Here is a 13,946-nt window from a genome sequence, read left to right as displayed (position 1 = left end):
CGCCTGTTCTCGAGGGCGGGTCCGGCGTTTTCCCTTTCCCGTCGACCTTTTCGGACAGGATCGAAAGGCTTGCGGAAGATCACGCCCTAACGCGGGTGGCAGCCCTGCTCGTTCAGCGGCCCGATCGACGGCAGGACCAGACCGCACAGGTACCCGTCGATCCAGTGGCCGTTGCCCGCGAGGTTGGTGCCGAGGCGCAGGAGCGGGGCAAGCGCTTTCACACCGTGGGCGAGGGAATCCTGGTTGCGCTGCAACAAGGACGTGAGCTGGTCGAGGCCGGCGAGTGTCGGCGCGAGGGTGTGGTCGTTGTCGGCGACGAGGCCGGACAGCTGGGTGGCGAGGCGCCGCGAGCCGTCGAGCAGGGTGGAGATGGCGGACTCGCGGCGGGCCACCTCGTCGAGCAGGAGGTTGCCGTCGGCGAGCAGGCGCCGCACTTGCGCGTCGCGGTCGACGAGCGTCGAGGACACGGTGCGGGTGTTGGCCAGCAGCGCGGTCAGCTGCGCGTCGCGGGAGGCGATGGTGTCCGACAGGCGGGAGAGTCCGCCGACCGCGGTCCGGACGTCGGCGGGAGTGTCGGCGAACGTCGTGGCGAGCGTGTCGAAGCTGTGCGCGAGCCGCGTCGTGTCGATGTGGTCGACGGTGGCCGAGAGATCGCGGAACGCGTCGAGCGCGTCGTAGGGCACGGTGGTGCGTGAGCTCGAGATCGGCACGTCCGGGTCGAGCGAGCCGGCACCCACCGGGTCGAGCGCGAGATATTTCTGGCCCAGCACCGTTTTCAGCTTGATGGCGGCAGTGGTGCTGTTGCCGAGCCACGCGTCCTTGACCTTGAACGACACCCGCACGCGAGCGCCGTCGAGCGTCACGGCGGACACGCGCCCGACCGCCACGCCGGCGATGCGCACGTCGTTGCCGTTCTGCAGCCCGGCGGCTTCGGTGAACTCGGCGACGTACGTGGTGCCGTCGCCGAGCACGGGCAGGTTCCGGGCGTTGAGCGCGGTGACGATGCCGAGCACCAGCACCGTGAGCCCCACCAGCGCGGTGCGGACGGGGTGGCGGGGATCTCGGGCTGATCGCACGGCGTGAACAGTGCCGCAGCCGGCGTGGTGACGCCAGCCACACAACACCTTCGGTGGAAGCCGGGCGGGTTCGGCGGAGGTCGCCGGCGGGTACTTTTCGGCGAAACGTTCAACCCCCGGCGGAAGGTGGCACGGCGTGGCGCACACGCGGGTCTACCGCGACGGCGTGCTGGTCGAAGAGAACTTCCCGGTCGAGCAGGTCTCCGACTACCTGCAGGACCCGGCCACCACCGTCTGGCTCGACTTCTGCGAGCCGACCGAAGGCGACCTCGCCTCGATCTCCGAAGAGCTCGGCCTCCATGCGCTGGCCGTCGAGGACGCGGCCGAGGAACACCAGCGGCCCAAGTTCGACCGCTACGACACGCATTCCTTCCTCATCGCGTACTCGGCGCACTTCGATGTCGACACCGGCATGGTCGCGAAATCGGAGCTCGCCGCGTTCGTCACGAAGCAGGCGCTCGTGACCGTGCGCAAGGACGACGGGTTCGACATCGAAGCCGTGGCGCAGCGGTGGGACTCCTCGGCCGATCTCGCGAAGTCCGGCGTCGCGTTCCTGCTGCATGGCCTGCTCGACTACATCGTCGACGGGCACTTCGACAGCGTCCAGGCGCTCGACGACCAGATCGAAGCGCTGGAGGACCTGGTCTTCGACGAGCGGCCCGACCAGCGTGAGCTGCAACGGCGCTCGTTCCGGCTGCGCAAGAGCCTCACGGCGCTGCGCCGTGTGGTGCTGCCGATGCGCGAGGTCGTGAACACGGTGATGCGCCGCGACCAGCACCTGGTCGACAGCGTGATGATGCCGTACTTCCAGGACGTCTACGACCACGTGCTGCGCGCGTCGGAGTGGACGGAGTCGTTGCGCGACCTGGTGGCGACCGTGCGCGAGACGCAGCTGAACCTGCAGGGCAACCGGCTCAACACCATCATGAAGAAGGTCACGAGCTGGGCGGCGATCATCGCGGTGCCCACGGCGGTCACCGGCTTCTACGGGCAGAACGTGCCGTACCCGGGATTCCAGGCCACGTCCGGGTTCTGGGTGTCCACAGTGGCCATTGTGCTGCTCTCGGTAGGCCTCTACGCGTCGTTCAAGCGCCGCGACTGGCTCTGATCGCGTTTCACCCCGCGCGCACCCGGGTAGATCTGCAACGGAAGGGATTTTGCACTTCGGGGAGAACAGGCATGCGTGACATCAGCGCCGGGCTGCACCCGGCCGCGGACCTCATGACCGAGGAAAACCTGGCGCACCAGGAAAAAGTGCGCCGCAAGGCGACTCTCGCCGTGGCGTCGAACTCGCGCAACGGCGACGACTGCGCGCTGCTGCTGGACATGCTGGGGCTGCACACGGCGGACAGCCGGCGCGGAGAAGTGGCCTGACCTCAGCCGGCGGAGAGCTGCTGCTTCTCGGGCGTCTCCCGCTCCTGGCTTTCCCGGTCTCGGCACAGCGTGCACACGAGCTTTTGGCCGATGCACTGGCCTTCGGGGGTCACGAGGTGGGCGACGTGCAACGTGGGGTAACCACACTTCTCGCAGGGAATCGCGGTGCTCTCGTGGCTGATCAGCACGCGGATCGGCATCGGGCTCTCCTCTGGCGGAGTCGGGTGGCGTCGGGCTAACCCGTTTGGCCGCAGCTCAGACGCGGCAGCGGCGGTTGTCACCCGTTCGGTGCAACAGGTTCACCCTGGGTAGAACGACAGCTCCGGCTGCGCAGTCTAGGCCCGATAGACCTCGGTTCCGGCCACGTACGTCCGGACCACCCGCGTCGCGCCGATTTCCTGGCGCGGTCCGTCGAACGGGTCGCGGTCGAGAACCACCAGGTCGGCGGCCTTTCCGACGGTGAGCGCGCCCGTGATGTCGTCGAGGTGGTTCACCGCGGCGCTGCCCGCGGTGTAGGCGCGCAACGCGGTCGCGAGCGGTAACGCTTGTTCCGGACCCAAGGGCGGAGTGGTCGCGCCCGGCAGGACGCGGTTCACGGCGACGTGGATCGCGGCCAGCGGGTCGGGGCTGCTGACCGGCCAGTCGCTGCCCATCGCGAGCGCGGCGCCGGTGCGCAAGAGATCGCCGAACGGGTACTGCCAGGCGGCGCGGGGATAGCCGAGGAAGGGCAGCGTGAGCTCGTCCATCTGCGGTTCGTGCGCGGCCCACAGCGCCTGCAGGTTGGCCGTGGCGCCGAGGCGGTGGAAGCGCGCGACGTCGGACGGGTGCACCACCTGCAGGTGGGCGAGGTGGTGGCGGCGGTCGGACGTGCCGTTGTCGGCGATAGCCGCTTCGAGCGCGTCGAGGACGTCGCGGACCGCGCGGTCGCCGATCGCGTGGAAGTGGACCTGGAAGCCGGCGGCGTCGAGGGCGGTGGTGACGGCGCGGAGCAGGGCGGGGTCGAGGAAACCGAGGCCGCGGTCGCCGGTCGGGTGGCCGTGGGCGTCGAGGTAGGGCTCGAGCATGGCGGCGGTGAACGTCTCGACCACGCCGTCCTGCATCACCTTCACCGACGGCGTGCGGTAGTTGCGGCACCGCGCCGCCGTGGCAGCGCGGATCTCGGCGAGGCGTGCGACCTGGTCCGCGACGGCTTCCGGCGGGCACGAGCGGTCCCACCACAGCGCGCCGGTGACCTTCGCGGTCAGCGTGCCGGCGGCGTCGGCGCGCAGGTAGGACTCGTGGACGTTCGGCCCTTCGCCCGGCACGGCCACCCAGGCGTCCTGCCAGTTCGTGACACCGCAGGAGTGCAGGTAGCGCTGGGCTTCGGCGAGGGCGGCGTCGAGGTCTTCCTGCGTGTCGGCCGGTGCGACGCGGGCGACGAGGTCGGCGGCGCCTTCGTGGAGGAGCCCGGTGGGTTCGCTGTCGGCGTCGCGTTCGATGCGGCCGTCGACCGGGTCGGGGGTGTCGCGGTCGATCCCGGCTCGGGTGAGGGCGGCCGTGCTGACCCAGCTGGAGTGGTGGTCGCGGTTGGGGAGCAGCACCGGGCGATCGCCGACGACGGCGTCGAGCGCGGCGCGGTGCGGGCGGCCGCCGGGGAACGCTTCCATGGCCCAGCCGCCGCCGAGGACCCATTCCCGGTCGGGGTGGGCGCGGGCGTATTCGCCGATGATGCGTGCGTACGCGTCGGCGGTCGCGGCGCCCGAAAGGTCGCAGCGGATCCGTTCGAGCCCGCCCAGCACGGGGTGCACATGGGCGTCGCCGAAACCCGGCAGCAGGAGTCCTCCGGCGAGGTCGACGACGTCGTCGGCTTCGCGCAGGAACGGCTCCACCGTGCGGTCGCCGCCGACGGCGACGATCCGGCCGCCGGACACGGCGACGGCCGAGCAGATCGTGCCCGCGGCGTCGGCGGTGAAGACGCGGCCGCTGCGGAACACCGTGGTCGTCATTACTGCACGGTAGCCGGGCGAGTCCACGGAGGACTCCGGGTCGGATGGGGAATTTTCGTTGCCCCTGCGAACCATCTGTGCGTTCCGAAGAGGACCGATCTTGCAACCGACCAGCGAGATGACCACTTCGGCGGAAGTGAACGTTTCGTCCGGGATGGTGCCCTCGCTCGCTTTGATCTTGCCCGAAGTTACCCCATCCGGTCGGCCGGAGGGGCCAAATCACGGGCCTCTGAGCACACTTCGTGACTCCCCAACCTTCTAACGGAGGAAGGCGTTGGGGCATTCGATGTATCTGCCACTCCGCCGTAACATCTTGTGCAGAGGAGCAGTCGGGTGAAAGCTCGGCTGAGGGGAGGGGTTTCGATGATGAATGCAAGCAGGGTGGATTTAGCGGACGACTACCTCACGCGCCAGCAGCGTGCGCTGGCCGAGGCGGTGGAGTCCGACGGGGGTTTCGGTGAGGGCGGCCGCAGCTTCCGGATCGCCGAGCACCTCGCAGCCGAAGGTGGCCTGCACCGTTCCGACGTGATGGCCGCGACGGCGCTTTTCCTGGCCTACACGGCGTTCCAAGAGGGAAACCTCGACGCGGCGCAGGGGTTCGCGCGACGATTGCGTGGTCTGGACCCGGGCAGCGTCGAGCTCGTGTTCCACCTGATGCGCCTCGAGGTCGGGCGCGAGCAGGGCTGGCTGCCCCGCACGCAGTACGACGACCTGCTGGCCTACGCGTGGCGCGAGAACCGCTTCGACCTGGCGCAGCGCGCCGGCGACATCCAGGCGCGTGACGTCGACCCCGGCGCGGCGCCGGTCGGTTCGTGGGCCGAGCTCGAGCGGACCCTCTGCCCGCTGCTGGCGTGACGCCTGCCTAGCGCGGTGGTTCCGGCGCGTTGCGCGCCATGAACGTGCCGGCGTCGCCCTGCGACGGGTCCACGAAGACCACGTCGTCCGGGCGCCGCCTCGGCACGTCCACCGACAGCACCACGAGTGGGTGCTCGCCGATCCGCGGGAAGCCGTGGACCTTGGTCTTCTCGAAGTGCAGCAGCAGGCCCGGGCGGGCTTCGAACTCTTCGCCGTCGAGGTGGAACGTGCCGCGGCCGCTGAGCACGTAGAGGTGCTCGTCGCATTCCGTGTGGTAGTGCAGCGGCAGCTCGCGGTAGATGCGGAAGATCCGCGCGCTGGCCGTGGGTTTGTCCACGAAGTACTCGTCGACCAGCATCGTGTCGGCCGTGTCGGGTAGCCGGTCCAGGGCGGCGAGGACGTCGAACACGTTGTCGTTTTCCACGGTCAGCTCCAATCGATTCGGTCGAAGAGCTCTTTCAGCTTGACACCTCGGGGCGCGCTCGTCGCGGAGATCCAGGCGATGCGGCCTCGCAGGTGGGCCTGGAAATCGGGGTGGCCGGCGTGGTTCTGCGCCTGGGGGCCGGTTGTCGCGCAGTTGTGGAGAGTGGCGCGGAGGTCGTCGTAGTAGGTGCGCTGGGCCGCGGGTTTGGTGTTGACGACGAGGCCGGCCACGCGCTGGCGCTGGTGCTTGGCTGCGACGGAGGTTTTGTCGTCGCGCAGGCGGAAGCCTTCGTCTTCGACGATTCGGCGGACGCCGGGGAACAGGCGGTGGAGGGGGAGGGTGGCTTCGCCGGAGAAGGCGAGGTCGTCGGCGTAGCGGGTGTAGTTCGCGCCGAGTTTTTGTGCCAGGCCCGAGAGCCTTCGGTCGAGGCGGTTGGTGACGGCGTTCGCGACGGCTGGGGATGAGGGTGCACCTTGCGGAAGGTGCGGTTTTTTGAGTTGGTCGCGGACTTTTCTGGGTGCGTTTTTGAGGACGACCGGTGGCGTGGTCGTGGTGAGGATTCCGGCCAGGGCCTGGGCGACGGCGGGTGGGTAGCCGGCCAGTTCGAGCAGTGAGCGGATCCGGCGGGCGGAGACGGTGGGGAAGAAGTGCTCGAGGTCCATGCGGATGACTTTGTCCTGGCCCGCGTGGGGTTGCGCGCACGTGAGGATGGAGCGGCCGGGGTGGAAGCCGTGGGCGGCGTCGTGGACCGGCAGGGCGGTGAGGACGTGCCGGCGGATGCGCCGTTGGAGTTCCGCCAGGCGCGGTTTGGGGCGTTCGATGAGGCGGAGGCCGCCGGTGGAGGTGGGGATCCAGCGGTGGTGGTAGTGGCGGAGAGTGTGGTTGGCGCGGTCGTTCCAGTGGCGGGGGTCGGAGAACCAGGAGAGTTCGCCTGGGGTGAGGTCCAGGGCTGCGGCGCAGGATTCGAAGGTGGGCCAGTGGGGGACTTGCCAGCGCCAGATCGGGGGGAGGGGGTCTAGGAGGGATGGTTCTTGGGGGCCGAACGGCTTTGTGTGCTCGGCTGGGTTGGCTGGGTTGGTCGGCGACGCGGGGGTGACTCTTTCTCCGTTCATCCGCGCGGTCTTGTACGCGCAGCGTGCCGCCCTCGCGTGGGGCGCTGTGATCGGGTGATGTGGTGCGTTCCGGGGTTGCCCCGGAAGGGGTGGTTCTCCACCGGGCTCACCTCCCGCGTCGCCGGTGGTCGAGTTTAGGGGCTTTGGGGGAAGCGGGTGGCGGCTCGGCGTGCTGCGCACACCATTGCGCCCGATTGGTGGGTGGTGGGCACCCCGATTTTTGATTGTCAGACCGCGTTTTGGAAAGACATCGGGGGCCGGCCGGGGGAAGGGTGCGGGGAGGGGTGGGTGGGGGGTGAGTTGTGTTGCCGGGTGGGGGTTGAGGGGTGGCAAGGGCGGCGCCGGCCGGCGTTGTGTGATGGGCAGCGGTGGGGTGTGGTCGGGTTGCGGTGGGAGGTGCTGATGGGACGTGGAGTCGATGAGGCCATGGTCGAAGTTCGGGTCGCAGTGACTGTCGCTGAGCTTGAAGAGGCGCGGGAGTGTTGGCGTGCGGCCAATGTTGCGCGCGGCAAGGTGCCTGGGACGGAGCGGGTGGAGCGGGTGCGGGAGAAGTTGGCGGATCCTGAAGCGCTGGTGCTCGTGGCGGTGGAGGGCGGGTGCGTCGTCGGGATGGTGTTGGCCGAGGCGGGGCGGGCGGAAGACGGGCGGGGGCCGGTGGAGCCGGGGCTGTGTCACGTCTCGATGGTGTTCGTGCGGCCGGAGCGCTGGGGTGCGGGAGTGGGCGCGGCGTTGCTGGGTGTGCTGAAAGCGTGCGCTGCGGGTAGGGGACAGAGCCGGCTGCAGTTGTGGACCGGTGTCGCCAATGAGCGGGCGCTCGCGTTGTATCGGCGTGTGGGGTTCAGGGCCAGCGGGCGGCGGCACGAGATCTTCGGGGTCGGGCAGGTCGTTCACCTGGTGTGTTCCGGTGGGTGACACGGGCCACGCGCGGACTCTCTTGACCTCAAGACCTTGCCTATAGCAAGTTTTGCCCTATGCAAGATTCCGATCTCGATCGCCTGGAGCGGCTGACGCGGGTGCTCGTGGCGGTGGCGTGGGACAGTGCGCACGCCGCGCCGCGGGGGGTGACGTTTCCGCAGGTGAGGTTGCTGGTCGTGTTGGCAAGTGTGGGGCGGGTGCCGTGTTCGCGGTTGGCGGCGGCGATGGGCGTGAACGCGTCGTCGGTGACGCGGTTGGCGGACAAGCTCGAGGCGCACGGCTATGTGCGGCGCGGGGAGGACGAGCACCGGCGCACCGTCGTCACGGTTGAGGTCACGAAGGCGGGGCAGGCTGTGGTGGATGACGTGCTCGCGCGCAGGCACGAGGCGCTCGGGGAGTTGTTGGGGCAGCTCGATCCGAAGCAACGTCAGCAAGCAGCGGCAAGCGTCGAGGACTTGCTGGCGGCAGCGGAGAAGGCGCCGCTGGTGCCGTCGGCCGGGCCGGGGCGGCTGTGAGCGCGCCGGGGCGGGCGGCGCACCTGGGGGACTTCAGTGTGCGGCCGCGGATGTTGCTGATCACGGCGTTCGCGCTGTTCGTGGGGGCGGCGAGCGCGGTGGCGGCGTTCGCGTTGCTGAAGCTGATCGGGTTGATCACCAATCTCGTCTTCTACCAGCGCGTCGCCACGGACCTGGTGGCGCCGGGTGCGGTGCACCACCCGTGGTGGCTCGTGTTGGCCGCGCCGGTCGTCGGCGGGCTCGTGATCGGCGTGATGGCGCGGTACGGCTCGGAAAAAATCCGTGGCCACGGCATGCCCGAGGCGATCGAGGCCATCCTCACGGGCGAGAGCCGCGTGGCGCCGCGGGTGGCGTTGCTCAAGCCCGTGTCGGCGGCGGTGAGCATCGGGACGGGGGGACCGTTCGGGGCCGAGGGGCCGATCATCATGACCGGCGGCGCCGTCGGATCGATCCTCGCGCAGCTGCTGAAACTCAGTGCGGACGAGCGCAAAACGTTGCTCGTTGCCGGGTCAGCGGGTGGCATGGCGGCGACGTTCAACGCGCCGCTCGCCTCGATCCTGCTGGCGGTGGAGCTGCTGCTGTTCGAGTGGCGCCCGCGCAGCCTCGTGCCGGTCGCGGGGGCCGTCGCGGTGAGCACCGTACTGAGGGGCTACCTCCTCGGCACCGGGCCGGTGTTCGGGGTGCAGGCGCCGCAGAGCACCGGGCCGCTGGCCGACGGGCTGGCGCTGATCCCCGGCATCACCGGCGGCCTGCTGGCCATCGGGGCGACGGCGCTCGTCTACTTCGCCGAGGACCTGTTCGCGCGCGTGCCCGTGCACTGGATGTGGTGGCCCGCGATCGGTGGCCTGATCATCGGCGCGGGTGGGCTGGTCGAGCCGCACGCGCTGGGCGTGGGGTACGACGTGATCGACCAGCTGCTCACCGGCCAGGCCACCACGCAGCTGATCGTGGGCATCCTCGTGGTCAAGACGCTGATCTGGGCCCTGTCACTGGGCTCCGGCACGTCCGGCGGCGTGCTGGCGCCGGTGTTCATGATCGGCGCCGCGCTGGGTGCGGCCGAGGGGGCGCTGCTGCCGCACGTCGCAGCCGGGTTCTGGGCGACGTGCGGTCTGGCCGCCGTGGTCGGTGGCGTGATGCGCTCGCCGCTGACCGGCATCGTCTTCACGCTCGAGCTCACCCACGCGTGGAGCTACCTGCTGCCGCTCGTGGTCGCCTCGGTGTCGGCGTACGCGTTGTCCGTGTTGCTGCTCAAGCGTTCCGTGCTCACGGAGAAGATCGCGCGGCGGCGCCTGCACCTCACGCGCGAGTACACGACCGACCCGTTGGAGACGTTCTTCGTGCACGAGGTGATGACGCCGGGGCCGGCCGCGCCCGCGCGCGTCACCGCGTTCCCCGACGAGACGCTGCGCGAGGTTGCCAACAAGCTCGCGCTCGGCCACGTCACCCGCGCCAGGGTGGTGGACCGCGAAGACCCGGAAAAGGTGCTCGGCGTCGTCACGCTCGCGCAGCTGCTGCACGCGCGCAGACGTGACCTGCACGAGGAGCACCATCGCGAGCGCGTGCTGCCGATGCGGGTCGTGGTCCCGGACTGACAGCCCCGCGCACGTCGCGATCTTGACAGTGTGAAAATGATCCACGTGGGTTCGCAATCGCGGCGGCGCTGGTCGCCCGGGTGGATCGTGTTCACCATCGTCCTGGTGCTGATCGCCGTGCCGGCGAGCGTGTTCGGCTACAACACGCTCACGGCCGGCGCGCACGAGGAGGAGCACACCGTCTCCCCCGCTTACTTCGCCGACGTCTCGGCGCTGCCCGTCGCGCCGCCGGCGCCCGCCGTGCAGCCGGGCGGGTCGAGCGGCACCTGGCGCATCGGCTGCGGCCGTGACGAGGAGGGGCGCCACAACTCCGACAACGTCGTGATCAGCCCCGGCGTCGCCGGCGGGGCGCACCACCTGCACGACTACGTCGGCAACGACTCCACCACGGCGTTCTCCACCGACGCTTCCCTCGCCGCCGCCGGCACCACCTGCCAGGCCGGCGACAAGTCGACCTACTACTGGCCCGTGCTGCGCCTGCCCCACGGCGACGCGCGCCAGACCGTGTTCGGGCGGATCCTCGTGCCGGACTCGGTGCTGATCGAGTACCAGGGCAGCCCGGTCACCAACGTCGTGCAGATGCCCCGCTTCCTGCGCGCCAACACCGGCAACCCGCACGGGTACACCCAGGGCGGCGTCGGCACCGACCACGTGCAGTGGACGTGCTCTGGCAGCCGCGACCACGTCGGGCGCCAGTACCCGCGCTGCCCGGCCGGCCAGCAGGTCGTGCGGCTCTTCGACTTCCCGAGCTGCTGGAACGGCCGCACCACCGACAGCGCCAACCACAAGTCGCACCTGGTCTTCCCGGCCCCGAACGGCGCGTGCCAGGCCGGCACGTTCGCCGTTCCGCGCCTGCACCTGGAGATCTCCTACACCGTGCCGGCCGGCGCGGAGTACGCGATCGACTCGTTCCCGGAGGAGCTGAACAACCCCGTCTCCGACCACGCCGACTTCATCGACGTGATGCCGGACGCCCTGATGGCGACGGTCGTCGACTGCGTGAACTCCGGCAAGCACTGCTCTGCCTGACGCCCGAGGCCGGACAGTGGCGTTGGTCACGGTTCGGTATCCGCTGAACTGAACCCCGCTCGCCATCCGTGTGCCCCTCGTGGAGGTGAGGAGATCCCGCACCTTGCGGGACTCGGGAGGGTGGTAGCGGATGGCCGGGTTGAGGACCCGTCATCGCCAGCAGGTCGCCGACGAGGCTCTCGTGCGCTCGCTGTTCGAGGAGCACGGCAAGGCGATGCTGGCGTACGCCACGAGGCTGCTCGGTGATCGAGCGGCGGCGGAAGACGTCGTGCAGGAGGCATTGGTGCGCGCTTGGCGACACCCCGACAGCCTGGTCAACGGCAAGGGCTCGGTGCGGGGCTGGCTGCTGACCGTGGTGCGGAACCTGGTCACGGACAAGATCCGGGCGCGGGCCGCGCGGCCCACAGAGGTGGCGGAGTCGCCGACCACCGTGCCGGTGGCGCGCGACCACTCCGACCAGGTCGTGGACTCGATGGTGGTGCTCGCGGCGCTGGACGACCTGAGCGCCGAGCACCGCGAAGTCCTGGAACACGTGTACCTGCACGGGCGGACGGTCGGCGAGACCGCCGAGAAACTGGGCATACCACCGGGCACGGTGAAATCGCGCTCCTACTACGGGTTGCGCGCTTTGCGTGAGCAGTTCCGGTCGCAGCGACTGGGAGTGGGGGCCGCCTGATGAACACTTCGCACAGCGACCGGTTCGACCTCGAGGCCTACGTGGCCGGCGAGGCGGGCACAACCGACCAGCAGGACGTCGAGCAGCACCTGACGACCTGCGCGGAGTGCCGGGAGGAGGTGGAGTCATTGCGTGAGATGCAGGAGTTCCTGGGCGCGTTGCCGCCCGAGGCGCTGCTCGACGGGCCGCCGGACGACGCGGACCTGCTGCTGCAACGCACGTTGCGGCAGATCAGGTCGGAGTCGGCGGGTGCCCGCGGCCGGGGCCGGATCCTGGCCGCGTCGGCGGCGGTCGTCGTCGCCGCGGCGGCGCTGGGCGCGGGCGTGCTCGTGGGTAAGTCGGGCGACAGTGGGCCAGGTTCGGCCGTCGCCGCGCCAACGGTGTCCGCGCCGGCCACTGTGGCACCAGGAACCCGCAACGCGGCGGGCGAGTCCGCCTCCGGGGCGCGGCTGAACGTCGCCGTCACGCCGGCGGTCGGCTGGGTGCGGCTCAACGCGTCCGTCACCGGCATCCCGGAGGGGCAGAAGTGCCGGCTCGTGGTGGTCGGCAAGGACGGCAGCCGTGAGATCGCCGGCAACTGGCTGGTGTCGGACAAGGCCGCGAGCGACGGCGTGAACCTCGACGGTTCGGCGCTCGTCGACCCGGCGAACGTCGCGTCGGTGCTCGTGGAGAACACCGACGGGCACCAGTTCGTGTCGGCCTCGCTGTAGGTTCTTCGAAGGGCGCTGCCCGTTCGTCCAGTGTGGACTGGATGAACGGGCAGCGCTTTTTTGCTGTCCTGGCACGGAGTTCGCGTTTTGGCTGCGTGTGACCGCCGTCACGAAACTTCGGTGAACCCTCACGGGGACCACACCCGTGTACCGGTCATCAAAGGCTCGCCATCTCCGGCAGCCGGCTCTGACAGGGAGAAACCCGAAATGTTGCGTACTCGAGTTGCGATGCTCGCCGCCCTGGTGGCGACGGGTGTGGCGGCGCTGACGGCGTGCGGTTCCACCGCCGGCACGCCGAGTGCCGCTCCGGCCGGTGCCGGGGGCACCGACACGGCGTCGTCGGTCAACTTCCTGACCGGGACGGCCCAGGAGAACGGCGCGCCGCAGAACACCGGCGACTTCGCCGACCCGTCCGACACCGACGCCGCGGAGCAGTGGGTGGAGCTCGACGCCGGGTCCGCGTCCGGCCTGAACCCGGTGGTGCTGAACGGAAAGGGCTTCCTGCTCTACCGCTTCGACAAGGACAGCCCGAAGCCGCCGACGTCCAACTGCAACGGTGACTGCGCCAAGACCTGGCCGGCGGTGACGGTGAAGGCGGGCGGCAAGGTGTTCCTCAACGGTATCGACAAGAACGACGTCGGCTTCGTCAAGCGCCAGGACGGCACGCTGCAGGTCACGATCGGCAACTGGCCGGTGTACAAGTTCAGCGGCGACTCGCAGCCGGGCCAGGCCAAGGGCCAGGGCGTGGGCGGCACGTGGTTCGGCGTCACGCCGGAGGGCGGCAAGGCCCAGGCCTCGCAGGAAGGCACCGACCCGACGACCGGCGTCGACTACAAGACCGGTACCGCCAAGGAAAACGGCGCGGACCTGAGCCAGGGCGACGACTACAAGGGCCCGCGCACCGACGACGCCGCGATGAAGTGGGTGCAGCTGACCCGCGGTTCGGCCGGTGGCCTGAACCCGATCGTCCACGACGGTGCCGGCATGACGCTCTACCGCTTCGACAAGGACAGCCCGAAGCCGCCGACGTCCAACTGCAACGGTGACTGCGCTGTGAAGTGGCCGCCGGTGCTGGTGAAGCCGGGCTCGCGCATCTTCGTCAACGGTGTTCCCGCCGCCAAGATCGGCATCCTGACCCGCGCCGACGGCACCCGCCAGGTCACCATCGGCGGCTGGGCGCTCTACCGCTTCTCCGGCGACAAGAAGGCCGGCGACATCAACGGTGAAGGCGTCGGCGGCACCTGGTTCGCCATCTCGCCGACCGGTGGCAAGGTCCTGCCGAAGGGTGGCGCCCCCGCCTCCAGCGGCCAGGCCGCCCCGCCCGCGTCCTCTTCCTCGACCGCGACGCCGCCGTCCTCGAGCACCACGACTCCTCCCGGTGGCGTGACCCTCGGCAACGGCAGCGCGATCCTCGACAGCGGCATCAACTTCTCCGAGCCCAACGGTTCCTTCGGTGTGGCGGGCCCGGGCTGTGTCGCCAACCCGCAGCCGACGCAGATTTCCTCGATCCAGCTCAGCGGTGGCCCGGTGAAGCTCTGGAAGGGCCCGAACTGCACCGGTCAGTCGATGGTCATCACGGCCAGCGTGCCCGACCTGAGCAAGATCGGTTTCGACAAGCAGGTCGCCTCGATCCGCTTCGGCGACAAGTGAAGTAACCCGTAGCCGAAGAGCCGGCGTGTGCAC

General features: G+C 69.9%; 15 protein-coding genes. 10 read left to right on the top strand and 5 right to left on the bottom strand.

Features of this window, described 5'->3' with window-relative positions:
• Positions 1 to 86 precede the first annotated feature (86 nt).
• Positions 87 to 1,076, bottom strand: coding sequence for an MCE family protein (locus K1T34_RS09515; RefSeq protein WP_220243917.1), 990 nt, complete (start codon positions 1,074 to 1,076; stop codon positions 87 to 89).
• Positions 1,077 to 1,212: 136 nt separating this feature from the next.
• Between K1T34_RS09515 and K1T34_RS09510 the strand changes: the two genes are divergently transcribed.
• Together K1T34_RS09510 and K1T34_RS09505 are read left to right on the top strand one after the other, a co-directional pair.
• Positions 1,213 to 2,184, top strand: coding sequence for a magnesium transporter CorA family protein (locus K1T34_RS09510; RefSeq protein WP_220243916.1), 972 nt, complete (start codon positions 1,213 to 1,215; stop codon positions 2,182 to 2,184).
• A gap of 71 nt (positions 2,185 to 2,255) precedes the next feature.
• Positions 2,256 to 2,450, top strand: a complete 195-nt coding sequence (locus K1T34_RS09505) for a hypothetical protein (protein WP_220243915.1) — start codon at positions 2,256 to 2,258, stop codon at positions 2,448 to 2,450.
• Between the two features lie 2 nt (positions 2,451 to 2,452).
• Here K1T34_RS09505 and K1T34_RS09500 read toward each other — a convergent pair whose 3' ends face one another.
• Positions 2,453 to 2,650, bottom strand: a complete 198-nt coding sequence (locus K1T34_RS09500; protein ID WP_220243914.1) for a hypothetical protein — start codon at positions 2,648 to 2,650, stop codon at positions 2,453 to 2,455.
• A 135-nt stretch (positions 2,651 to 2,785) separates the two neighbouring features.
• Positions 2,786 to 4,435: an amidohydrolase gene (locus K1T34_RS09495; RefSeq protein WP_220243913.1), complete on the bottom strand. Its 1,650-nt coding sequence runs from the start codon at positions 4,433 to 4,435 to the stop codon at positions 2,786 to 2,788.
• 381 nt (positions 4,436 to 4,816) lie between these two features.
• Here K1T34_RS09495 and K1T34_RS09490 point away from each other — a divergent pair, with 381 nt between their 5' ends.
• Positions 4,817 to 5,290, top strand: a complete 474-nt coding sequence (locus tag K1T34_RS09490) for a hypothetical protein (RefSeq protein ID WP_255638422.1) — start codon at positions 4,817 to 4,819, stop codon at positions 5,288 to 5,290.
• A gap of 7 nt (positions 5,291 to 5,297) precedes the next feature.
• On the opposite strand, the gene K1T34_RS09485 is transcribed toward K1T34_RS09490, so the two are convergent.
• A complete protein-coding gene (locus K1T34_RS09485) occupies positions 5,298 to 5,714 on the bottom strand; it encodes a cupin domain-containing protein (RefSeq protein WP_220243912.1) in 417 nt (138 codons plus the stop codon).
• Positions 5,715 to 5,716: 2 nt separating this feature from the next.
• A complete protein-coding gene (locus K1T34_RS09480) occupies positions 5,717 to 6,826 on the bottom strand; it encodes a reverse transcriptase family protein (protein WP_220243911.1) in 1,110 nt (369 codons plus the stop codon).
• 426 nt (positions 6,827 to 7,252) lie between these two features.
• Here K1T34_RS09480 and K1T34_RS09475 point away from each other — a divergent pair, with 426 nt between their 5' ends.
• The 7 genes from K1T34_RS09475 (at position 7,253) to K1T34_RS09445 (ending at position 13,913) form a co-directional block, all read left to right on the top strand.
• Positions 7,253 to 7,738 carry a GNAT family N-acetyltransferase gene (locus tag K1T34_RS09475; protein ID WP_220243910.1) on the top strand — a complete coding sequence of 162 codons (486 nt, stop codon included), beginning with the start codon at positions 7,253 to 7,255 and terminating at the stop codon, positions 7,736 to 7,738.
• A gap of 59 nt (positions 7,739 to 7,797) precedes the next feature.
• Entirely contained in the window at positions 7,798 to 8,256 is a 459-nt protein-coding gene (locus tag K1T34_RS09470) for a MarR family winged helix-turn-helix transcriptional regulator (protein WP_220243909.1), read from the top strand.
• Between the two features lie 50 nt (positions 8,257 to 8,306).
• Complete coding sequence (locus K1T34_RS09465; RefSeq protein ID WP_220243908.1) at positions 8,307 to 9,848, top strand: chloride channel protein; 1,542 nt, start codon at positions 8,307 to 8,309, stop codon at positions 9,846 to 9,848.
• A gap of 45 nt (positions 9,849 to 9,893) precedes the next feature.
• Positions 9,894 to 10,877 (top strand): DUF1996 domain-containing protein, encoded by a 984-nt coding sequence (locus tag K1T34_RS09460; RefSeq protein WP_220243907.1) that lies wholly within the window; start codon positions 9,894 to 9,896, stop codon positions 10,875 to 10,877.
• Between the two features lie 130 nt (positions 10,878 to 11,007).
• The gene (locus K1T34_RS09455; RefSeq protein ID WP_220243906.1) at positions 11,008 to 11,553 is read left to right on the top strand and encodes a sigma-70 family RNA polymerase sigma factor; all 546 of its coding nucleotides are present in this window, start codon (positions 11,008 to 11,010) and stop codon (positions 11,551 to 11,553) included.
• Positions 11,553 to 12,263, top strand: coding sequence for an anti-sigma factor (locus K1T34_RS09450; protein WP_220243905.1), 711 nt, complete (start codon positions 11,553 to 11,555; stop codon positions 12,261 to 12,263). Before K1T34_RS09455 ends, K1T34_RS09450 begins: the two co-directional genes overlap by 1 nt.
• Before the next feature lie 207 nt (positions 12,264 to 12,470).
• A complete protein-coding gene (locus tag K1T34_RS09445) occupies positions 12,471 to 13,913 on the top strand; it encodes a hypothetical protein (RefSeq protein WP_220243904.1) in 1,443 nt (480 codons plus the stop codon).
• Positions 13,914 to 13,946 lie beyond the last annotated feature (33 nt).

Origin of the sequence: Amycolatopsis sp. DSM 110486, assembly GCF_019468465.1 — a bacterium.
GTDB lineage: Bacteria > Actinomycetota > Actinomycetes > Mycobacteriales > Pseudonocardiaceae > Amycolatopsis.
This window is presented reverse-complemented; position numbering and strand designations above follow the sequence as displayed.